General features: G+C 60.1%; 11 protein-coding genes, 2 tRNA genes and 3 rRNA genes. 14 read left to right on the top strand and 2 right to left on the bottom strand.

What is annotated here, in order from left to right; all coding sequences use genetic code 11:
• Nucleotides 1-49: 49 nt before the first annotated feature.
• Together IPI56_10385 and IPI56_10380 are read left to right on the top strand one after the other, a co-directional pair.
• Nucleotides 50-970: a sugar kinase gene (locus tag IPI56_10385; protein ID MBK7546128.1), complete on the top strand. Its 921-nt coding sequence runs from the start codon at nt 50-52 to the stop codon at nt 968-970.
• Nucleotides 967-2,469, top strand: a complete 1,503-nt coding sequence (locus IPI56_10380; GenBank protein ID MBK7546127.1) for a hypothetical protein — start codon at nt 967-969, stop codon at nt 2,467-2,469. The genes IPI56_10385 and IPI56_10380 overlap by 4 nt, the downstream gene beginning before the upstream one ends.
• On the opposite strand, the gene rfbC is transcribed toward IPI56_10380, so the two are convergent.
• Nucleotides 2,415-2,954 (bottom strand): dTDP-4-dehydrorhamnose 3,5-epimerase, encoded by a 540-nt coding sequence (gene rfbC / locus IPI56_10375; protein MBK7546126.1) that lies wholly within the window; start codon nt 2,952-2,954, stop codon nt 2,415-2,417. The genes IPI56_10380 and rfbC overlap by 55 nt on opposite strands.
• A gap of 16 nt (nt 2,955-2,970) precedes the next feature.
• Nucleotides 2,971-4,890 (bottom strand): O-antigen ligase family protein, encoded by a 1,920-nt coding sequence (locus tag IPI56_10370; GenBank protein ID MBK7546125.1) that lies wholly within the window; start codon nt 4,888-4,890, stop codon nt 2,971-2,973.
• 439 nt (nt 4,891-5,329) lie between these two features.
• On the opposite strand from IPI56_10370, the gene IPI56_10365 reads away from it, so the two are divergent.
• The 12 genes from IPI56_10365 (at nt 5,330) to fusA (ending at nt 23,241) form a co-directional block, all read left to right on the top strand.
• Nucleotides 5,330-6,865 (top strand): 16S ribosomal RNA (locus tag IPI56_10365).
• 108 nt (nt 6,866-6,973) lie between these two features.
• Nucleotides 6,974-7,047, top strand: a tRNA-Ile gene (locus tag IPI56_10360).
• A 21-nt stretch (nt 7,048-7,068) separates the two neighbouring features.
• Nucleotides 7,069-7,141, top strand: a tRNA-Ala gene (locus IPI56_10355).
• Between the two features lie 203 nt (nt 7,142-7,344).
• Nucleotides 7,345-10,702: ribosomal RNA gene (locus IPI56_10350) — 23S ribosomal RNA — on the top strand.
• A gap of 140 nt (nt 10,703-10,842) precedes the next feature.
• Nucleotides 10,843-10,959: ribosomal RNA gene (rrf, locus tag IPI56_10345) — 5S ribosomal RNA — on the top strand.
• Together the 16S, 23S and 5S rRNA genes with 2 tRNA genes alongside form the textbook arrangement of a ribosomal RNA operon.
• 268 nt (nt 10,960-11,227) lie before the next feature.
• Nucleotides 11,228-11,758, top strand: a complete 531-nt coding sequence (locus IPI56_10340; GenBank protein ID MBK7546124.1) for a 50S ribosomal protein L10 — start codon at nt 11,228-11,230, stop codon at nt 11,756-11,758.
• Nucleotides 11,759-11,801: 43 nt separating this feature from the next.
• A complete protein-coding gene (gene rplL, locus IPI56_10335; protein MBK7546123.1) occupies nt 11,802-12,194 on the top strand; it encodes a 50S ribosomal protein L7/L12 in 393 nt (130 codons plus the stop codon).
• A 90-nt stretch (nt 12,195-12,284) separates the two neighbouring features.
• Entirely contained in the window at nt 12,285-16,085 is a 3,801-nt protein-coding gene (gene rpoB / locus IPI56_10330; protein ID MBK7546122.1) for a DNA-directed RNA polymerase subunit beta, read from the top strand.
• Nucleotides 16,086-16,087: 2 nt separating this feature from the next.
• Complete coding sequence (rpoC, locus tag IPI56_10325; GenBank protein ID MBK7546121.1) at nt 16,088-20,242, top strand: DNA-directed RNA polymerase subunit beta'; 4,155 nt, start codon at nt 16,088-16,090, stop codon at nt 20,240-20,242.
• A 10-nt stretch (nt 20,243-20,252) separates the two neighbouring features.
• Nucleotides 20,253-20,639 (top strand): 30S ribosomal protein S12, encoded by a 387-nt coding sequence (locus IPI56_10320; protein ID MBK7546120.1) that lies wholly within the window; start codon nt 20,253-20,255, stop codon nt 20,637-20,639.
• A gap of 12 nt (nt 20,640-20,651) precedes the next feature.
• On the top strand, nt 20,652-21,131 hold the full coding sequence (gene rpsG, locus IPI56_10315; protein MBK7546119.1) for a 30S ribosomal protein S7: 480 nt from the start codon (nt 20,652-20,654) through the stop codon (nt 21,129-21,131).
• A 16-nt stretch (nt 21,132-21,147) separates the two neighbouring features.
• Nucleotides 21,148-23,241 (top strand): elongation factor G, encoded by a 2,094-nt coding sequence (gene fusA, locus IPI56_10310; GenBank protein MBK7546118.1) that lies wholly within the window; start codon nt 21,148-21,150, stop codon nt 23,239-23,241.
• The last annotated feature ends 44 nt before the right edge of the window (nt 23,242-23,285 follow it).

Here is a 23,285-nt window from a genome sequence, read left to right as displayed (position 1 = left end):
TATTCATGGGACGGGTGAGTAATTCCCCCATCTCATTCGGAGGTTCCTCATGGGCATCGTGGTGGTGGGGTCCGTGGCGCTGGATTCGGTCAAAACCCCCTTCGGGGAGCGGGCGAACGCCCTGGGGGGTTCGGCCGTTTACTTTTCCTATTCCGCGCGTTTCTTCACCGACGTCAAGTTGGTTGGGGTCGTCGGGCGGGATTTCCCGCGCGCCCACCTGGACCTGCTCCGTCGAAAGAAAATCGACCTGACGGGCCTGCAAACCGTCGATGGGGACACTTTTCGCTGGTCCGGTTATTACGAAAACGACTTGAACGAGGCCAAAACCCTCGACACGCGCCTGAACGTTTTTGAGCGCTTTTCCCCCGATCTGCCGGAGAGCCACCGCGCGGCGGACGCCGTGTTCCTCGCCAACATCGACCCGGACCTTCAGTTGCGTGTGCTCCGCCAGGTGCGCCGGCCCAAGATCGTCGCCGCCGACACCATGAACCTGTGGATTGCCACCAAGCCGGACCGGCTCAAAGCCCTCTGCAAGGAAATCGACATTTTGATTTTGAACGACGGCGAAGCCCGCCAGTTTTCCGGCAAGGCCAGCTTGATCCAGGCCGGCCGGACGATTCGGTCCTGGGGGCCGCGTTTCGTCGTCGTGAAAAAAGGCGAGCACGGCTCTTTATTGTTTTCCAAGCGGGGGGTCTTCGCGGCGCCGGCTTTTCCCCTGGAGGAGGTGTTCGATCCAACAGGCGCCGGCGACACCTTCGCCGGCGGAATGATGGGTTATCTGAACCGGGTCGGGAACAAGTTCGACGAGGCGTCCCTCCACCAGGCCCTTTTTTACGGCACGGTCATGGCCAGTTTCACCGTCGAGAAGTTCTCCCTGGACCGGTTGAAGACCGTGACGCCGGCTCAAATCCGCGCGCGACTCGCGCAACTGCACCGCGTCGCGCGTCCCCGCTTATCGCTTCGCGGATGACCCGCTCCGACGTGGGATGGGCGTTCGCCACCGGGGTCGCGGTGTTGGTTATTCAGTTCTTATTCATGCCGTCAAAAATTTTGCCGGGGGATCCTTGGGCGCCTCGCGTGGAAGCCGACATTTGGCTGCGCCACAGCCGCTGGGGACTGACCCCGGAAGATCTCTCCGCGCACCCCGGTTTGGGGCCACAATATTTTGTCATCCACAAAGCCAAAAACTTTTTTTTCTCAAAATACGGCGTCTTGAACACGCTGTTGTCGGCGCCCCCTCTGTGGGTGGCCCACGCCGTGAGGGAGGATTTGCCCCCGGCCTTGGACGACCCGGTGGTTTTGTGGTGCTTGAACATCTACCACAGCCTGTGGTCCGCGTTGTTGGCGGGAATTCTCTTTTTATTTGCGCGGCGTTGGGCAACGCCGGCCGTGGCGGTGGCTTACGTCGGGGCGTCTTTGTACACCGGATTTTTGTGGTTTTACACCCGGGCGCAATCGTCGGAATTGTGGCAAGTGACCATTTTTTCCGCCTTGGCGTTGGTTTTGTCCCGGGGCCCGGAAAGGTCGCAACAGACCCCGGCCGGCCCCGCTTGTTGGGCGGCGTTGGCCATGGGGCTGTCGGGGGCTCTTCTGTTCCTTCGGTTCACCTACGGGTTGCTTTTGCCGTTGGTGGCATCGTACGTGTTCCTGCGCGCGCGGGGGCCGGCTCGGCGCTACGTGGGGGCGGTGGCGGTCACCGCCCTTTTGGTCCTTCTCGGGCTCTGGATGGGCCTGAACCAATTTCGGTTTGGTCATGTCCTGGAAACGGGCTACAGCCACTGGCGGGAGACGGGTGGGACGCCGGACCGTTTTGAGGCGGCGGTGTTCCCCCGGGCCCTGTGGGGGTTTTTATTTTCTTCACAGCGCAGCGTGTTTTTCCACTTTCCCCTGGCCGCGCTGGCTCTGTTCGGGGCCCGGGAATTTTTCCTTCGCGAAAAACCCCTGGCGCTGCTACTCGGGAGCGTGGGAGTCTTGTTCCTTCTGGGGTTTTCGTTCACGGCGATTTGGGAGGGGCACGCGGCCTACGGGCCCCGTTATTTGCTTTTCTTTTTGCCCGCCGCCTCCGTCCCTGTGGTTTTGGTATGGCAAAGGCGACGATCGGGGATCGGCCGTGTGGCCGGGGGGGCCGCGGCGGCGCTTCTGGCCGGGTCCCTGTGGCTGCAAACCCAGGTCAATGCCCTCCCCTTCTTTTTGCCTTACCGGCTTTCCGGGCCCTTCGCCCAATACGGGGACGCGCGGATCAACTCCTATTTCGCGCGGCGTCCCTACGCGTTTATCGATTGGGACGTGCGTCGGTTTGTGGAAAAAGGTGCGGCGTTCCCACCGCTGGAGCGGTTAAAGGAAAAACGCGGAAGCGCTCCCGACGGCGAGGCCGCCTTTGTGGCGGGGCGCGTGCGGGCGCTGGCGGAACGCAACTATTTCTTCGGATCCCAGCGCGGGGCCGACGCGTCCTTGGGCGAGAGCCGGTAGGGCACGTCCAGCGTCGGCCAACGCACGGCGAGGGTCGGGTCGTCCCAGGCCAGGCCGCCTTCGGCTTCGGGCCGATAAAAATCCGTGCACTTGTAAAAAAAATCGGCTTCGTCGCTCGTCACCAAAAAACCGTGGGCGAACCCGGCCGGTATGTAAAGGGCCCGCGCGTTTTCCGCCGAAAGCTCGACGCCGAAGCACCGCCCCCGCGTGGGGCTGCCGGACCGAAGGTCCACGGCCACGTCGAACACCGCTCCCCTTAAGACGCGCACCAGTTTCCCCTGAGCGTGGGGCGGCCTTTGAAAGTGAAGCCCGCGCAGGGTCCCCCGGGCGGAAACGCTTAAATTGTCCTGGACGAAGGGCCCCGGTATCCCCGCCGCGGCCATATCCCGCGCGTTGAAAAGCTCAAGAAAACACCCCCGCTCGTCGCGGTGGACGGGGGACTCGAGCAAAACCAATCCTTCTATCCCCGTGGGCAAAATCTTCATGTTTTGAGGATACACTTCATTTTCGGCCCCCGTCAAGGAGCAGGGTTTCCAGTTGGCGCCGTCCTTCCGACCCGCGGGGAGACACGTCGTCCAGGGCGCGCCGCGCCTCGGCCGTCCGGCCCGCCCGCGCCAGGGCCGCCACACGGTCCACCCGGGCGGCCCGACCGTCGACGGTTAAAATGGCCCGCGCGTAGCTCGACGCGCCCGCGGGGGGCGGCGGCGCCTCCGTCAGAGGGTTCAGTAGGCGCAGAGCCTCCTCGGCGGCGCCGCGGGCGATGAGCAGGCGCGCTTTCAAAAGCGCCGCGGCCCCGAAACGCGGTTCAAGGGCGCGCGCGCGGTCGACGGCCCGCTCGGCCTCGGCAAAACGGCCGCTTTGGGCCTCGGCCACGCTTTTTTCAAACCACCACAGGGTGTTGGTGCGCGCTGTGCCGAGCGCCTTGTCCCAAAGACGCAACGCTTCGGCCCACCGTGGAGGGGTCATATGATCCGTTATCAAATGGGCCTCGTCCCGCGCCGCCTCCGGCAGGGACAATGTTTTTTGAATCCGTTGAAGGTCGGCGCGAGCGGCCTCAAAATCGGACGGACCGGCCCCCGCGCCGTGCATCCGCTGATCCGCCCGACCCAGTAAAACCTCCACCCGGGCCCGGGACAGCAAGGGCGCCCCGGTGTTTTGTCGATGGAGGGTCGCGGCCGCCGCCGTGTTGAGGGCCGCCAGCGCGAAGAGGAGGGCCACGGGAATCGATCCCCAGGCCCGGGACCCCGCGGAGCCCGCCGGCCGGGGATCGGCGGTCACCGCCAGAAGGGCGCCGCCCAGGAGCGCGTTGCCCGGCGCGTAGAATGGAAAATTGACGCAACAAAAAGCGATCGCCGCGGCGAGCCATCCGGCGTCCGGGCCGGGGTGTTTCCATGCGCGACGAAAGTGTCCGACTAGAAACACCACCAAGAACAGAAGCGTCCCCAAGCCGCATTCCGCGCCGACCTGCAGGAAATCGTTGTGCGCGAAACTGTGGGCGTGGTCGAAATAAACGCCGTCGACCGGGAGGGGAACCCGGTGGGCGGCGTAGGCCCAGGCGAAGAGACCCGGCCCCCACCCCAAGAGGGGGCGTTCGATGGCGCCGGCCAGGGCCGCCCGCCAAAGGGCGGGACGGGTCCAGGCAAACACGTCGGAAGTTTTAAAGAGATCCAACCGATCGACCGTCCACAGGCCGAAGGCCGCGGTCGCCAAAAGCCCCGCCCCGAGGATGGCGCGCCGCGCGCCGCCCCGTTGATAAAGCAAGACCGTCGCTCCGACGGCGGCCGCCAGCAGGCCGCTCCGGGATTTCAGAAGGAGCAGCGTTCCCGCCAGGGCGGCGACCGCAGCGATGCGCGCGGCGCGCCGACAGCCGCCGGCGCCTTGGAACGCGCGGTGACCGACGGCGACCAGGGCGAGGGCGATCCAGAAAGCTTGGTATTGGGGGTTCCCGGGCCGCCAAGTCGCCGCCGCGGGCCAAAGGAGAGCGGCCCAGGCGACGGTCGCGTAAAGGCCGGCCACCGCGCACAGGAGGGTTTCGAAGAAGCGACGGTGGCGTGGCGCGCCGTGGGTCCAGGCGACGAAGGCCAGCGCCGCCGCGAGCGCCAGTTTGGTCACGGACTCGGTGCCGAGAGGCTTCCCGAGGGAAAAAGCCCAGGCCAAAAGCGTCGCGGCGAGGAAAGCCGCGCCGAAACCCGCCATGGGCGTGTCGCCCCGTCGGGCGGGCCGTCGGAGAATAAGCAGGCCCGCCCCAGCCAGGCCCGCCGCGGCCACCCAGGGCCAGAACCCCGCGAGTCGGGCGGGCAAAATAAGGGCGACGGCGGCCGGCGCCGCCAGCGCGGCGGCGGCGACGCGGTTATCGGCGGAGCGAGCCAGGCCTGTTTCGTCGTCGGAAAAAAACGCGGGGCGGGGAACGGGTGTCTTCACACCGCCATTCTGAAAAAAAAATTTAAAAAAGTGTTGACAATTTTTTGGATTATGCTAATATCCTCCCTGTTCGCGGCGGACAGAAATCGCCGCGCCGAGATTTTGAAAAAGAATTCCGGGCCTCGCGGTCCGACGCCAGAGGGTGAAAGCCGTCCCCTTTGAAAGGGAAGGGCTTGCGCCCCTGGGAATTTTTTTCTATAATCGGGACACAATTTTGCAGTCTTGTTCTTTGACAGAGCCAAACACGCAAGCGGATGAGCGCCCCGAATCGAGGCCCATCGCACCATCGATGGGACGAGATGGGTCGCTGTCCGATGCTTATTGGTAAACGACGTTCAGGTGTAATTAAGCTTGTGTTTTATAACTCAAGCAATTCCACAAGAGCCGATTAACCAAACCTCAATAAGTTTGTTCACGCCCGCAAGGGTGTGACGCAGATCTTACGGAGAGTTTGATCCTGGCTCAGAGTGAACGCTGGCGGCATGCCTAACACATGCAAGTCAAACGGGGCTTGGCAGCTTATCGTCAAGTCAAGTGGCAAACGGGTGAGTAATACGTCACCAATCTTCCTTCGAGTGGGGGATAACTCCGGGAAACCGGAGCTAATACCGCGTGAGACCACGTCTCGGCATCGAGATGAGGTTAAAGTTCCGCAAGGGACGCTTGAAGAGGAGGGGACGGCCTATCAGCTTGTTGGCGGGGTAACGGCCCACCAAGGCTACGACGGGTAACCGGTCTGAAAGGACGACCGGTCACAATGGCACTGAGACACGGGCCATACTCCTACGGGAGGCAGCAGTGGGGAATTTTGCGCAATGGGGGAAACCCTGACGCAGCAATGCCGCGTGGAGGACGAAGGTCTTCGGATTGTAAACTCCTTTTGCCGGTGAAAAACGACGGTGTGAATAACACCGACTGATGGTAACCGGTGAATCAGCCACGGCTAACTTCGTGCCAGCAGCCGCGGTAAGACGAAGGTGGCGAGCGTTACTCGGAATTACTAGGCGTAAAGCGTGGGCAGGCGGCTCGATAAGTCTTTTGTGAAAGCCCCGGGCTTAACCCGGGGAGGTCAAAGGATACTGTCGGGCTTGGATGTGGGAGAGGTCACTGGAATTCCTGGTGTAGCGGTGAAATGCGTAGATATCAGGAGGAACACCAATGGCGAAGGCAGGTGACTGGACCACTATCGACGCTCATCCACGAAAGCTGGGGGATCAAACAGGATTAGATACCCTGGTAGTCCCAGCTGTAAACGATGCACATTAGATATGGGGGGTATCGACCCCTCCCGTGTCGACGCTAACGCATTAAATGTGCCGCCTGGGGAGTACGGCCGCAAGGTTGAAACTCAAAGGAATTGACGGGGGCCCGCACAAGCGGTGGATCATGTGGTTTAATTCGACGCAACGCGAAGAACCTTACCTGGGCTCGAACGGCCAGTAGTAGCTCCTGTGAAAACGGGGGCGAACCGTCAAGTCGGTTGCTGGTCGAGGTGCTGCATGGCTGTCGTCAGCTCGTGTCGTGAGATGTTGGGTTAAGTCCCGCAACGAGCGCAACCCCTATCCTATGTTGCCACCCGCGCAAGCGGCGCACTCTTAGGAGACTGCCTCGGATAACGGGGAGGAAGGTGGGGACGACGTCAAGTCCTCATGGCCCTTATGTCCAGGGCAACACACGTGATACAATGGCGACTACAGAGGGAAGCGAGGCCGCAAGGCGGAGCCAACCCCACAAAAGTCGCCCCAGTTCAGATTGTGGGCTGAAATTCGCCCACATGAAGGCGGAATCGCTAGTAATCGCAGATCAGCAGGCTGCGGTGAATACGTTCCCGGGCCTTGTACACACCGCCCGTCACACCACGAAAGCCCGTTGCAACAGAAGTCCATGGTTTCCATGGCCCAAGTTGTGATTGGTGATTGGGGTGAAGTCGTAACAAGGTAGCCGTACGGGAACGTGCGGCTGGATCACCTCCTTTCTAAGGAGAATTCCAAACCCGGTTCGCCGGGGGTTGGAAGAGGTCGATTGTCGGCGCTTCCCTGGGGCGCTCATCGGCTTGCGTTTGGCTCTGATAATTGGATTCGATGGGCGGATAGCTCAGCTGGTTAGAGCACACCCCTGATAAGGGTGAGGCCGGTGGTTCGAGTCCACTTCCGCCCAGATTTGGGTGAGGTGCGACGCGGGGCTGTAGCTCAGCTGGGAGAGCGCCTGCTTTGCAAGCAGGAGGCCGCCGGTTCAATCCCGGCCAGCTCCACAAATCTGCCGGTGAATAGTCCAATCAAAAATTTTAAGTCAGTCGTCTCCTGGCTCTGTTGTTGGAGTTCACGGGAAGGACGGCTCTTTGACATACGAATAGAAAAGTCAAGCGTCTAATTGATGTTGTATCGAGCTTAACAAGACTTAGACAAATCATCGTCTAAATTGAGTAGCGCGATGCGACTGAGGATTCAAAGATGCGGCTAAGCTACAAAGTGCGCATAGTGGATGCCTTGGCGCCAGAAGTCGACGAAAGACGCGGCCAGCGGCGATACGCCCCGGGGAGGTGCAAGCAACCTTTGATCCGGGGATTTCTGAATGGGGAAACCCTCATGGGTGACAAATCCATGAACATTTAAGGGAATGCGGTCGGGAAACCGGCCGAGGTACCTTATCTGAGACAACCCAGGGAAGTGAAACATCTCAGTACCTGGAGGAAAATAAATCAAACGAGATTCCCTAAGTAGTGGCGAGCGAACGGGGAACAGCCTAAACCTGTCCTATGACAGGGGTTGCAGGGCTTGTCCGGTTTAGAGCCGGTAAGTTACAAAACGTTGTGTTAGTGGAATGTGCCTGGAAAGGCCGACCAAAGACGGTGAGAGTCCGGTACACGAAAACACAGCGACTTACGACAAGTTCCTAAGTACTGCCGAGCACGTGAAATTCGGCACGAATCCGGGGAGACCACTCTCCAAGGCTAAATACTCTCTGGCGACCGATAGTGAACCAGTACCGCGAGGGAAAGGTGAAAAGGACCCCTGACGGGGAGTGAAAAGAACCTGAAACTGTGCGTATACAAGCAGTCGAAGCACTATGGCCCGCAAGGGCAATGTGCGACGTCGTGCCTGTTGAAGAATGATCCGGCGAGTTACTGTTGCATGCAAGGTTAAGGACTTTAGGGTCCGGAGCCGAAGCGAAAGCGAGTCTTAACGGGCGATCAGTATGCAATAGTAGACCCGAAGCCAGTCGATCTAACCCAGGACAGGGTGAAGTCACCTTAACCGGTGATGGAGGCCCGAAGCGTTGAGTGTTGAAAAACTCCTGCATGAGCTTGGGTTAGGGGTGAAAGGCCAATCGAGGCTGGTGATAGCTGGTTCTCCCCGAAATAGCTTTAGGGCTAGCGTGGAGCGATGACCGTGTGAGGTAGAGCACTGGATAGTGTAGGGCCGAATACCTCGGTTCCGAATCTAACCAAACTCCGAATACATACGGGAAAACTCCGCAGTCAGTTCACGAGGGCTAAGCTTCGTGCGCAAGAGGGGAACAACCCAGACCGTCGACCTAGGTCCCAAAATACAGGTTAAGTGGTAAAGGATGTGATTTGACTCAGACAGCGAGGAGGTTGGCTTAGAAGCAGCCATCCTTTAAAGAGTGCGTAACAGCTCACTCGTCAAGTTAAGTCGCGCCGAAAAAGTCCGGGGCTCAAACCTGTTACCGCAGTCACGGCTGTGAGGTGGATTCGTCCATCTCACGGGGTAGGGGAGCGTTCCGCTGTAGGATGAAGGCATACCGAGAGGAGTGCTGGACGAGGCGGAAGTGAGGATGTCGGAATAAGTAGCGATAAGGTCTGTGAGAATCAGACCCGCCGTAAGCCTAAGGTTTCCTTGTTTAAAGTTCGTCTGAACAGGGTCAGTCGGTCCTAAGTCGAGGCCGAAGGGCGTAGATGATGGGCATCAGGTTAATATTCCTGAACCACGTCTTGTGGGTTACGTTGAGGGGGGACGCAGAAAAGTAAGCCGGCCGGGGTGTTCCCGGTCCAAGGTGGTAGGGAGATTCTCCAGGCAAATCCGGAGGGTCGTTAATCCCGAGAGCCGAGTGCGAGTTTGTCGAAAGACAAGCGAAGTGGCCCAATTCCGCTGCCAAGAAAAGCCCCGCAAATACTGCAAGACGTGTCCGTACCGCAAACCGACACAGGTAGGCGAGGAGAATATCCTCAGGCGCGCGAGCGAACTCTCGCTTAGGAACTAGGCAAACTGGCCCCGTAACTTCGGAAGAAGGGGTGCCCGATGCTTTGACCCCGTACAGGGGAAGGGGTATTGGGCCGCAGTGAATGGGGAGCCGCGACTGTTTAACAAAAACACAGGACTCTGCTGAAATCGCAAGATGACGTATAGGGTCTGATGCCTGCCCGGTACCGGAAGGTCATGGAGAGATGTCAGCCGCAAGGCGAAGCATTGAACTTAAGCCCCGGTAAACGGCGGCCGTAACTATAACGGTCCTAAGGTAGCGAAATTCCTTGTCGGGTAAGTTCCGACCTGCACGAATGGCATAACGAAGGCTCCGCTGTCTTGGCGAGAGGCTCGGCGAAATTGTGGTATCCGTGAAGACGCGGATTACCTGCGGTTAGACGAAAAGACCCCGTGGAGCTTTACTGTAACTTGTTATTGCGTTTTGGGACTGGATACGTAGGATAGGTGGGAGGCTTTGAAGTCTCGCTTTTGGGCGGGATGGAGCCAACCTTGAAATACCACCTTTTCGGTTCTGAGACGCTAACCCTGTGCCGTTTATCCGGCCGGGGAACAGTAGCAGGCTGGCAGTTTAACTGGGGCGGTTGCCTCCTAAAGAGTAACGGAGGCGTTCCAAGGTACCCTCAGGGCGAATAGAAATCGCCTGTCGAGTGCATGCGCAGAAGGGTGCTTAACTGCAAGGCCTACAAGCCGAGCAGATACGAAAGTAGGAGCAAGTGATCCGGTGGTTGATTGTGGGATTGCCATCGCTCAACGGATAAAAGCTACCCCGGGGATAACAGGCTTAACTAAAAAATAGGCCCCTCATCGAGCAATCGGTGAGGCTAACAAACTGGACTTTGAACGGTGAAACCCTACACTTCTTTGTTGAAACACACACGCGCTGTGGGCGCGCGGCGACACACGTCGTCGAAGAAGGAGGGCAATACCGTGGGTTGCGCGGCAACGCGCGATCTGTAACGACTGTGCCACGTCGAAAGACGTTGCGGCGATTTCCTGCGTACAAGGGCTTCGCACGGCACGACTTTGGCCCTGAACTTGCCGAGCCGGCGGGTTCAATCCATGGCCAAGGTAACACGTCCGGCCCCTGTCTTTGACAGGGTGATGATATAGTCTGCACCCCATGGAAATGGGGAACAATGTGTATCGGATCCAAGAGCCCATATCGACGATCCGGTTTGGCACCTCGATGTCGGCTCATCGCATCCTCCCGCTGGAGTCGGTGGGAAGGGTTTGGCTGTTCGCCAATTAAAGCGGTACGTGAGCTGGGTTCAGTACGTCGTGAGACAGTACGGTCTCTATCTACCGTAGGCGGAGGACATTTGAGGGTGAGTCGACTCTAGTACGAGAGGACCGAGTTGAACGCGCCTCTGGCGTACCGGTTGGCCCCAACGGGCCATGGCCGGATAACTACTGCGCGGACGGGATAAACGCTGAAAGCATCTAAGCGTGAAGCCCACCCCAAGATGAGATGTCCCTGGAGCGCAAGCTCCCTAAAGACCAGGAGAAGACTACTCCGTTGATCGGCGGGATGTGGAAGGAGGGTAACCTCTGAAGCTAACCCGTACGAATCGGTCGTGAGGCTTAGCCGCATCTGTGAATCCAAATTAGAAACGCATTCAAACCACCGAACGCGCGCTTGACTTTTCTATCCGTCTGTTGAAGGCGAGGAAATCCCTCGCGACGCTCTTTGATCCAGCGGGACGGCAACGCCGTCCTTGGGGACAAAACTCCCGGTGCTTCTCCCGGTGAGGTCACACCCGTTCCCATTCCGAACACGGCCGTTAAGCTCACCAGGGCTGATGGTACTTGAACCGCAAGGTTCTGGGAGAGTAGGTCAGTGCCGGGAGTTGTGTTCCTGAGGCCTGAAATTCCGAAAGAAATTTCTTGCCCGCTGGATAAAATTTGTGGTAAAATGGCGCGCCTCAATCAGGGGGCGAACCAAACATTAAGCGGCAATGACCGTAGGGGCCGTTGGGTTGTGCGGCACAATTGTCCGACGCGCGCGGCAGATCGAATACGCCGCGATGAAGATCGGGCGCCCTACCGAGGCGCGATGAAGAAAACACACCTCTTCACCGTCTGGGGGGTGTTTTTTTGTTTTTAGAGGATAAGCGATGCCCAGTCTGAGAAAAGATCGAGAATCGGCGGTTCACACCCTCACGAAGGATTTCGAAGGGATCGAGGGGTTGGTGGTCGCGGGTTATGTCGGCGTGAAGACGCCCGAGCTCAACGAGCTCCGCGGCAAGCTGCGCCCCTTGAAAGCCAAGTGCCAGATCGTGAAAAACCGTCTGGCCAAGATCGCCTTGAAGAACAAAGGCATCACTGAAGATTTCGGCAAGCTCTTCACGGGCCAATCGGCCCTGATCATCCAAAGAGGCGACGCGGTCGCCAGTCTCAAAGTGATCATGGAGTTTGAAAAGGCCCACGAAAACGTGAAGGTTCGTGGGGGCCTTTTAAACGGCAAGGTGATGAAACCGGCGGAAATGAAAGCCGTCGCGTCCCTGCCGCCCCGCCCCGTTTTGTTGGCCACGTTGTTGGCGCGCCTGCAGGGGCCGCTGACGGGCTTGGCCGGTGTGTTGACGGCGGATTTGCGCAACTTGGCCCAGTTGCTCGACCAGGTCGCGAAGAGAAAAGAAGCGAAATAACGCTTTTACCGGGACCACGGTCCCGCTCGGAGAGGAGACAATCATGGCAAAATGCACAGCGGACGACGTTCTCGAGTCCATCGACTCTTGGACGATTTTGGACGTTCACAAGCTCGTTAAAGGCATCGAAGACAAATACGGCATCACGGCGGCCCCGGCGGTTGTGGCGGCTGGCGTGGCGGCGGGTGGCGCGGCGGCGGGTGGCGCGGCGGCAGCCGAAGAGCAAACCAGCTTCTCGGTCATGCTTATGAGCGCGGGCGCGGCGAAGATCAACGTGATCAAAGTCGTGCGCGAGCTGACGGGCTTGGGCCTCAAAGAAGCCAAGGATCTCGTCGAAGCGGCTCCGAAAGCCGTCAAGGACGGTTTGTCCAAGGACGCGGCCGAAGACATGAAGAAAAAGCTGGCGGAAGCCGGCGCAACGGTGGACGTGAAGTAACGAGTCCGCATTGACGCTGACGGGTCCCATCGGGTTTTCGTATCGCGCCGGTTCGCGCCGGACGCGGGGCTTCTGATCGTCGAGGGCAAAATGAAAAAAACTTCCTTCGCTCGTATCCATCCCGCCATTGATCTGCCGCCGCTCCTGGAGATGCAGACGCGGTCCTATGAAGAGTTCCTTCAAAAGGACGTGTCGCCCTCCGAGCGCAAGATCCAGGGGTTGCAGGCGGCGTTCATGGACGTGTTCCCGATCATGAGCACGGACGAAGTGTTGTCCCTCGAGTTCATGCATTACACGCTCGGGGAGCCCCGCTACACCGTCGACGAAGCCCTCTCCAAGGACGCCAACTTCTCCGCGCAGCTGCGCGCGTGGTTGCGCCTGGTCCAAAAGCAGCCCGGCGGAAAGCCCAAAGTCTTGACCGAACAGGAAGTGTATTTCTGCGACCTGCCGCTCATGACCACTCCGGCGACGTTCATCATGAACGGCGTCGAGCGCGTGGTGGTGAGCCAGTTGCATCGGTCCCCCGGGGTCATCTTCGAAGAGGACGAAGAGAAAAAGATCTCCTCGTACGGAAAAAAGCTCTATTTCGCGCGCCTGATTCCCTACCGGGGCGCCTGGGTGGAGTTCGAATTCGACCTCAACAACGCGATCTACGTCCGCATCGACAAAAAGCGCAAACTGCCGGCCACGGCGGTCCTGCGCGCCATGGGCATCGAAACGGACGCGGAAATCCTGTCCCTCTTTTATGACACCGAAACCCTGAACCTCGCGAGCGCGGCGGCCGAAACCGTCGTCGGGCGCGTGGTCGCCAAGGACGTGGTGGACACCACCACCGGTGAAGTGGTGCTCGAGGCGAACAAGGAAATCACGCGGGAAATTTTCCTGCGGTTGCAGGACAAAAAAGTCCGCTCGGTGGACGTGATCGCGTCGGACCCGCAGGTCAACGACGTGGCCATCCGCAACACGCTCCTTAAAGACAACCTCAAAACCCGCAAAGAGGCCATTCAAGCCATCTACCGCGTGGTGCGCGCCCAGGAATTCATCGTTCCCGAGCAGGCCGAAACCTACATCGACAACATGCTCTTCAAGTCGATCCGCAAGTATGACTTGACGAAAGTCGGCCGGTTCAAAATCAACCGGAAGCTCTTGCCCTTCCTGGAAGCCCTCGCGGAACGGAAGGATTTCAAATTTGAAGTGCCCAACGACCGCCGCCGCACCCTGGCGCGCGAGGACATCATCGCCACGCTCCAATATCTCATTCTCCTCAACAACGAGGCGACGACCCACTCTTTCGGCAAGACCACCGTCAAGGTGGAGATCGACGACATCGACCATTTGGGCAACCGCCGTATCCGCTCGGTGGGCGAACTGCTCGAAAACCAGATCCGCGCCAGCTTGGCCCAAATGGCCCGCCTCGTGCGCGAGCGCATGAACGTGCAGGAGAACGCGCAGCTCACGCCCCGCACGCTCGTCAACGCCTCGGCCGTCGTGGCCGCGGTGCGCCGCTTCTTTGGTTCCAGCCAACTGTCCCAATTCATGGACCAAACCAACCCGCTGGCGGAAATGACGCACAAGCGCCGCCTGTCGGCCCTGGGCCCGGGCGGATTGAACCGCAAGCGCGCGGGTTTCGAAGTCCGCGACGTGCACCACACCCATTACGGGCGGCTGTGCCCCATCGAAACGCCGGAAGGCCCGAACATCGGTCTGATCACCTCCTTGGCCTGCTACGCGCGCATCAATCAATATGGGCTCATTGAGTCCCCCTACCGCAAGGTGGAAAAGGGCCGCGTGACCGATGAAATCGAATATTTGACGGCGGACAAAGAAGACAATTACGTCATCGCCCAGGCCAACGCCCCGGTCGACAAGAGCGGCCGTTTTTCCGCGGAAGTGATCGCCTGCCGGCACAAGGGCGACTTCCCGCAAAAAGCGCCCAACGAAATCGATTACATGGACATCTCGCCGGTGCAGGTGGTTTCCACCTCCGCCGCCCTGGTGCCCTTCCTCGAGCACGACGACGCCAACCGCGCCCTCATGGGATCGAACATGCAGCGGCAGGCCGTGCCGCTTCTTTTCCCGGAGCGCCCCTTTGTCGGCACCGGCATCGAGAGCCGCGTGGCCCGCGACTCCGGCGCGGTGAACATCGCCCGCCGCGGCGGCCTCGTGGTGTCCTCCGCCAGCGACCACGTCGCCGTCTATTCGGACGAAGGCAAGGGCGGCATCGACCTTTACCCGCTTCGCAAATACGCTCGATCCAACCAGGACACCTGCTTGAACCAGTTGCCCTGCGTGACGCAATTTGAAACCGTCAAGAAGGGCGACGTCTTGGCCGACGGCCCCGCCACCCAAGGCGGCGAGCTGGCCCTGGGACGCAACCTCTTCGTCGCGTTCATGCCCTGGGAAGGCTACAACTTCGAAGACGCGATCCTTTTGTCCGAGCGCCTGGTGCGCGACGACGTCTTCACCTCGATCCACATTTCGGAGTTTCAGGTGGAAGCCCGCGACACCAAAATGGGCGCCGAGGAGATCACGAAAGACATTCCCAACGTGGGCGCGGAATCCCTGGCCCATCTGGACGACAACGGCATCATCCGCGTGGGCGCCGACGTGGCCCCCGGCGACATCCTGGTTGGCAAAGTCGCCCCCAAGGGCGACCAACAGACGACCCCGGAAGAGCGCCTCCTTAAAGTCATCTTCGGCAAAAAAGCCGAGGACGTCATGGACGCCTCCCTGCGCGTGCCGCCGGGCGTGACCGGCAAGATTTTGGCGACCAAGATTTTCGTCCGCAAAGAAAAAATGGCGAAAAAGGACGAAAACAAGAAAATCAAGGAAATCGATGGGAAGCTGGAGGAATCGCTGGAAATCCTCCGCGCCGACCGCAAAGCCCAAATCGCCCACCTCCAGGACCTCCAGGACGCGGGCAAACTGTCCAAAGGCGAAGCCGCCGAACGGAAAAAGATGTTCGAAGCCATGGCCGATCGCCGGATTGAGGAAGCCAAAAAGCAGGCCGCCCGGGACAAAGAAAACTTTAAAATGGGCGATGAATTGCCCGTGACCGTGAACCGCGTGGTCAAGGTGTACATCGCCTCCAAGCGCAAAATCCAAGTCGGCGACAAGCTCGCCGGCCGGCACGGCAACAAGGGCGTCGTGGCGAAAATCCTCCCCCCCGAAGACATGCCCTACATGCCCGACGGGACACCGATCGACGTGGTTCTGTCGCCTCTGGGCGTGCCCTCCCGTATGAACGTGGGCCAGTTGCTCGAAACGACGCTGGGTTGGGCCGCGAGCATCCTCGGCGTGGAAACCGTGACGCCGGTGTTCGACGGCGCCACCGAAGAGCACATTCAGGACATGATGCGCCAGGCGAAAAAGAAACTTTTGGAAAAAGGCTGGAAAGAAGAGTGGCTGCCCAGCGACGATGGCCGCATCGTTCTGCGCGACGGCCGCACCGGGGAACCCTTCGCCAACAAAGTCACCGTGGGTTACATGTACATTCTCAAACTCGCCCACTTGGTGGAAGACAAGATCCACGCGCGCTCGACGGGCCCGTACTCGCTCATCACGCGCCAGCCGCTGGGCGGCAAGGCGCAATTCGGCGGACAGCGCTTCGGCGAAATGGAAGTCTGGGCCATCGAAGGCTACGGCGCGGCGCACACCTTGCAAGAATTTTTGACGGTGAAGTCGGACGACGTGCAGGGCCGCACCAAGATGTACGAAGCGATCATCCGCGGCGACGTGACGACCGAACCCGGCGTGCCCGAAAGCTTCCGCGTGCTGGTGCGGGAATTGCAGTCCCTGGGTTTGAATGTTGAATTGACGAAGTCGGGCGACGCCGCGGACAGCGGCGCCGCCAAGAAGTCCGCGGCCAAAGAAGCCGTGGCGAAGGAGTGACCGTGACGACGCTTTTCGCGGAACGAAAGAAAGAAAGCGCCAAAAAGAAGCCCGCGGCGGGATTGAACTTCACCGGTTTTGACGCGGTGCGGATCACGATTGCCTCGCCCGAGCAGATCTCCTCCTGGAGCCACGGGGAAGTCCGCAAGCCCGAAACCATCAATTACCGCACGTTCAAACCCGAGAGAGACGGTTTGTTCTGCGAACGCATTTTCGGGCCCGTCCGCGATTGGGAATGCAATTGCGGCAAGTTCAAATTTATAAAGTACAAGGGCGTGGTGTGCGATCGGTGCGGCGTTGAAGTCACGGAATCCAAGGTTCGTCGCGAACGCATGGGGCACATCGAGCTCGCCGTTCCGGTGGCGCACGTGTGGTTCCTGCGCAAATCGCCGTCCCGCATGGGCACGCTGTTGGGCATGAAATTGTCCGATATCGAAAAAGTGGTTTACTACGCCCGCCACGCCGTTTTGGAAGATTTCAAAGACGCCGACGGCAAGGTGAAGTACAAAGCCCGCCAGCTTTTGACCGACGAGGAAGTTCACAAGGCCAAAGAAGAAACCAAAGGCAAAGTGGCCGTGGGCATCGGCGCCGGGGCGATCCGCCAGCTCCTCGAGGAAATCGACGTCAAAAAAGACGCCATCGAGGTGCGCGCGCAACTCAAAGTCGCCAGCTCGGAAACCGAAAAGACCCGCTTGGTCAAACGCCTGCGCGTCTTGGACGGTTTTGTCCGTTCCGGCACCCGCCCGGAAAACATGGTTCTGACGGTGTTGCCCGTGATCCCGCCGGACCTCCGTCCCTTGGTGCCCCTGGAAGGCGGCCGTTTCGCCACCTCGGACCTCAACGATTTGTACCGTCGCATCATCAACCGGAACAACCGGTTGAAGCACATCGAGGGCCTGCGCGCCCCCGAGGTGATGGTGCACAACGAAAAACGCCTCCTCCAAGAGGCCGTGGACGCGCTGTTGGAAAACGGCGTGCACGGCAAAGTGGTGGTGGGCGCCGGCAACCGACCTTTGAAGTCCCTGTCCGACATCCTGAAAGGGAAACAGGGCCGTTTCCGCCAAAACCTCCTCGGCAAACGCGTCGATTACTCGGGCCGCTCCGTCATTGTCGTCGGCCCCAACCTCAAACTGCATCAATGCGGGTTGCCGAAGGAAATGGCGCTTGAACTGTTCAAGCCCTTCATCATCCACGAATTGATGAAACGGGAGAATTGCACCCTGCGGGCCGCCAAACGCATGTTGGAACGCGTGAAGCCCGAAGTGTGGGATATTTTGGAGCAGGTCACGAAGAACCACCCCGTGTTGCTCAACCGCGCCCCCACCCTTCACCGCCTGGGGATCCAGGCTTTTGAGCCGGTCTTGATCGAAGGCAAAGCCATTCAGCTGCACCCCCTGACCTGCGCGGCCTTCAACGCCGACTTCGACGGGGACCAGATGGCCGTGCACGTGCCCCTCTCGTTGGAAGCGCAGCTCGAAGCGCGCCTCCTCATGATGGCCACGAACAACATTTTGTCGCCCGCCTCGGGCAAACCGATCGCCGTGCCCGCCCAGGACATGGTGTTGGGTTGCGCCTACCTCACGAAAGAAAAAGTGGGCGTTCCCGGCGAAGGCCAGCTTTTTGGCTCCCGATCGGAAGTCGTCGCGGTGTACCAAACCGGCGCGGTCGACCTGCACGCCCGCATCAAGGTGCGCGGCGTCACGAAGTTTGAGGAAGAGGGCCTGGCGAACAAGGATTTCCACAACGGCGCGAAATGGAAAATTTACACCACCGTCGGCCGCGTCATTTTTAACGAGGTCGTGCCCGAGGAGCTCGGGTTCGTCAACCAAGCGGTCACCAAGAAAGAGTTGGTGGGTCTGGTGGACCGCTGCTACCGCGAGTTGGGCCTGGTGCGCACCGTGCGCTTCCTGGACGAGATCAAGCGTCTCGGCTACCGTTACGCGACCGAAGCCGGCCTGTCCATTTCCATTTCGGACATGCACATCCCCAAACTCAAGGAAGAATTGGTCAAGAAGGCCCGGCACGAAATCAAAGACATTGAAAAACAGTCCAAGGCCGGCGTGATCACGGATTCCGAACGCTACAACAAGATCATCGACCTCTGGACCCACGTCACCGACCAAATCGCCGACGTGATGTTCGATGAGATGAAAAAGACCGAACAGGCCGTTTACAAGGTCGGCGAAGCCAAATTCAATTCGGTTTACATGATGGCCGACTCCGGCGCCCGCGGCAGCCGTCAGCAGATCCGCCAATTGGCCGGGATGCGCGGTCTCATGCAGAAGCCCCAAAAGAAAATCACCGGCGCCGTGGGCGAAATCATCGAGTCGCCGATCATCTCGAACTTCCGCGAAGGCTTGACCGTCTTGGAGTACTTCATCTCGACGCACGGCGGACGCAAAGGCCTGGCCGACACCGCCTTGAAAACCGCCGACGCCGGGTACTTGACGCGCCGCTTGGTCGACGTGGCCCACGACATCACCATCGCGCTCGATGACTGCGGCACCATCAACGGCATCCGCATCGGCACCATCCGTTCGGGCGAAGACATCATCGAACCCCTCGAAGAGCGCCTCGTGGGTCGGGTGCCCCTGGACAGCGTGGTGAACCCCCTCACCGACGAACAAATTGTGAAGGCCGGGGAAATGATCACCGCCGCCAAGGCCAAACAGGTCGCCGCCGCGGGCATCGACCGCATCCGCATCCGCTCGGTGCTGACCTGTGAAGCGGTCTACGGGGTGTGCGGCAAATGTTACGGCCTGAACCTGGCCACCGGCCGACCCGTCGAAGTGGGCGAAGCCGTGGGTGTCATCGCCGCCCAGTCCATCGGCGAACCCGGCACCCAGCTGACGCTCCGCACCTTCCACATCGGCGGCACGGCCAGCCGCGTCATTCAACGCTCCCAGATCGCCGCCGAAAAGGGCGGAACGGTCAAATTCCAAAACCTGCGCACCATCAAAAACCGCGAAGGTCTTTTGGTTTCCGTCGCGCGAAACGGCGTGCTGGCCCTTCGCGAACCCGGCGGGGCCGAAAAAGAACACTACGACATTCCCTTCGGCGCGCGTCTGCGCGTGGCGGAAGGCAAGAAAGTCGAGTCCGGGGAGATCATGGCGGAGTGGGATCCCTACTCCTTGCCGATCGTCACCGAACACGAAGGCACCGTGAAATTGCAGGACGTCATCGACGGCATCACGATGCACGAAGAGAAAAACCGCATCACCGGCCTTATTGAACGCGTCATCATCGAGCACCGCGCGGAGCAACTTCATCCGCAGGTCGTCATCATGGACGGCGGGAAAAAGAAAGCCAGCTACCCCTTGCCGGTGGACACCAACATCGTCGTTCACGACGGAGACAAGGTGGAGCCCGGGGACGTGCTCGCGAAGATCCCGCAGGAAGTCTCCAAGACGAAAGACATCACCGGCGGCCTTCCCCGCGTGGCGGAACTCTTCGAGGCGCGCAAGCCGCGCAACTCCGCGGTGATCTCGGAGATCGACGGCGTGGTGAAGCTCGGTCAAACGGCCCGCGGCACCATGAAAGTGACGGTCACCAACGAAGAAACGAGCCTGGCGCGGGACTACAACATCCCCCAGGGCAAGCACTTGGTGGTCTACGAAGGCGACCGCGTGGGCGTGGGCGAGCCCCTCACCGACGGGGCCGTCAACCCGCACGACATCCTGCGCGTGCGCGGCGCCAAGGAAGTTCAGGAATTTTTGGTCAACGAGATCCAGGAAGTCTACCGGCTGCAGGGGGTGGGCATGAACGACAAGCACATCGAGGTGATTGTCCGCCAGATGCTGTCGAACGTTCAAATCACCAAATCCGGCGACACGGACTTCCTCCTGGGCGAAGTGGTGTCCAAGACGCGATTCAACGCCGAGAACAAACGCGTGCAGGAAGCCGGCGGCGAACTGGCCGAAGTCCAGCCGGTGCTCCTCGGGATCACAAAGGCTTCCCTCTCATCGGACTCCTTCATCTCGGCGGCCTCCTTCCAGGAGACGACCCGCGTGTTGACCGACGCCGCCTCCAGCGGCCAATCGGACCCCCTGCGGGGCCTCAAAGAGAACGTCATCATCGGACACCTGATTCCGACCGGGTCCGGCCACTACGATCGCCAACGCCAGGCGAAGTTGAAGAGCCTGGCCAAGGCCAGCTAAAGGGAACGCCATGCCGACCACCAACCAATTGGTTCGCGCCGGAAGATCGCCGATGGTCTACAAGACCAAGGCGCCGGCCCTCAAATCTTCGCCCCAGCGACGGGGCGTGTGCACCCGCGTGTACACCACGACGCCGAAAAAGCCGAACTCCGCCCTCCGCAAGGTCGCGCGCGTGAAGCTGTCGACGGGCATGGAAGTCACCGCCTACATTCCGGGCGTGGGACACAATTTGCAGGAGCACTCGATTGTTTTGGTGCGGGGCGGCCGTGTGAAGGATTTGCCCGGCGTGCGTTACCACATTGTGCGCGGACCCCTCGACGCCACCGGCGTCAACGACCGCCGACAGGGCCGTTCCAAATACGGCGCCAAGCGGCCCAAAGCCGGCGACAAGAAATAAGACGGAGACCCTATGCCCCGCAAACAACTCAAACCCCGCGAACGCCGTGGAATCCCGGACCCGGATTTCAAATTCGGTTCCGTTTTGGCCGCCCGCTTCCTGGGTCGGATTAATTTCGAAGGAAAGAAAATGACGGCGGAGAAGATTTTCTACGGCGCCATGGACCAGGTCCAGAAAAAAACCGGCGAAGACCCCATGGCCGTCTTCACCCGCGCGATCGAGAACGCCCGTCCTTTGATGGAAGTGCGCCCCCGCCGCGTCGGCGGCGCCACCTACCAAGTGCCCATCGAAGTTCGCCCCGAGCGCGGTCAGACGATCGCCTTCAAATGGATTTTGCAGATCTCCCGCGGCAAATCGGGGAAACCCATGGCCGACCGGGTGGCCGAAGAGATTTTGCTCTGCGCCAAAAAAGAAGGGCCCGTCATGAAAAAACGGGAAGACACGCACAAGATGGCCGAGGCAAACCAAGCCTTCGCCCACTATCGTTGGTAAATTTTAGGAAACGACAATGCCCCGACAGTACCCTTTAAGCAAAGTCCGGAACATCGGCATCACCGCGCACATCGACGCGGGGAAGACGACCACGACGGAGCGCGTGCTTTTCTACACCGGCCGGATCCACAAGGTGGGGGAAGTGCACGAAGGCACCACCACGATGGACTGGATGGAGCAAGAGCGCGAACGCGGCATCACCATCACCTCGGCCGCCACCTACTGCCGGTGGAAAGACTGCCAAATCAACATCATCGACACCCCGGGCCACATCGATTTCACCGCGGAAGTGAACCGCTCGCTGCGCGTCTTGGACGGCGCCGTGGTCCTGTTGGACGGCTCCCAGGGCGTCGAGCCCCAGTCGGAAACCAACTGGCGCCTGGCCGACCAGTATCACGTGCCCCGATTGATTTTCGCGAACAAGATGGACAAGGTGGGCGCGGATTTTTACGACTGCGTGAAATCCGTGCACGACAAGCTCGGCGTTCAAGGCGTGCCCATCCAACTGCCCATCGGCGCCGAAGGGTCCTTCACCGGCGTCGTGGACTTGGTGGAAATGAAAGCCTACGTCTGGCCCGACGACCAGGGCTCCGACCACGCCGTGGAGGAGATCCCCGCCGATTTGAAAGAAAGGGCCCAGCAGTACCGGGACCAGTTGATCGAGGCGCTGGCCGACCACGACGACGATTTCGCCGCGAAGTTTTTGGACGGCAAGGAATTTTCAAAGGACGAAATCAAACGCGTCCTGCGCAAGGCGACGATCTCCGGAAAATTTTTCCCGATGCTCTGCGGCACCTCCTTCAAGCACAAGGGCGTGCAACCGATGTTGGACGCCGTTTGCGATTACCTGCCCTCGCCGGTGGATCTGGCGGCCAAAAAAGGCCACGCGCCCAACAACGAGACCGAAATCACGCGCGAGGCCAAAGACGACGCGCCCTTCGCCGCCCTGGCCTTCAAGATCCAGAGCGACCCGCACGTCGGCAAGGTGACCTATTTCCGCGTCTACTCCGGCAGCATCAAGGCCGGGTCCTACGTGTTCAACGCCAACACGGGGAACCGCGAGCGCCTCGGGCGCATCCTGCGCATGCACGCCAACAAGCGCGAAGAGATTGAAGAAGTGTTCGCGGGCGAAATCGCCGCGGGCGTGGGCCTCAAAGCCGTGAAGACCGGCCACAGCCTCACGGACGAAGAGCACCCGATCGTTTTGGAATCCATGAAATTCCCGGAGCCCGTCATTTCCGTGGCCATCGAGCCCAAATCGAAGGCCGACGAAGAAAAGATGGGCGTCGCCCTGGGTCGCCTGGAAGACGAAGACCCGACGTTTCGGGTCCGCACCGACACCGAGACGAACCAAACCATCATCGCCGGCATGGGCGAGCTGCACCTGGACATCATCGTCGACCGCATGAAACGCGAATTCAACGTGCAGGCCAACGTGGGCGCGCCCCAGGTGGCCTTCCGCGAAACGTTCCGCAAAAAAGTGGAGTCCGAAGGCAAGTACATCAAGCAGACGGGCGGCCGCGGCCAATACGGGCACGTGTGGCTCGAGCTGGAACCCCTGCCGCCGGCGTCCGGTTTCGAATTTGTGGACAAGATCAAGGGCGGACGCGTGCCGCGCGAGTACATCCCCGCGGTGGAAAAAGGGCTGCGCGAATCCCTCGAGTCCGGCCCCTTGGCCGGCTACCCCATGGTGGACTTCCGCGCGACGCTGTTCGACGGGAGCTTCCACGAGGTGGACTCGAACGAAATGGCTTTTAAGATCGCGGCGTCCCTGGCGCTCAAGGATGGGGTGCGGCGCGCCGGTCCGGTTCTCTTGGAGCCGGTCATGCGCATCGACGTGACGACGCCCAAGGATTATCTCGGCGACGTGATGGGCGACCTCATGCGTCGCCGCGGCAAAATCGAAAGCCAGGAAAACAAAGGCAATGTGACCATCATCCACGGCCACGTGCCCTTGAAAGAAATGTTCGGTTACGCGACGACGTTGCGGTCCCTCTCGCAGGGCCGGGCGAGCTACAGCATGGAGCCCAGCCACTACGACGACGCGCCGCGCAACGTTCAAGAAGAGATCGTGCAGAAGTACCAGGGAGCGGTGGCCGCCGGCCGCTAGCGGATTTCGTAAAGACGATCAAACGATAACGAAGGAGAAACACC

The sequence above is a fragment of the Elusimicrobiota bacterium genome (assembly GCA_016706425.1).
Classification (GTDB): Bacteria; Elusimicrobiota; Elusimicrobia; order FEN-1173; family FEN-1173; genus JADJJR01.
Note: the sequence above shows the minus strand (reverse complement) of the source record. Positions and strands in the feature narration are given on the sequence as shown.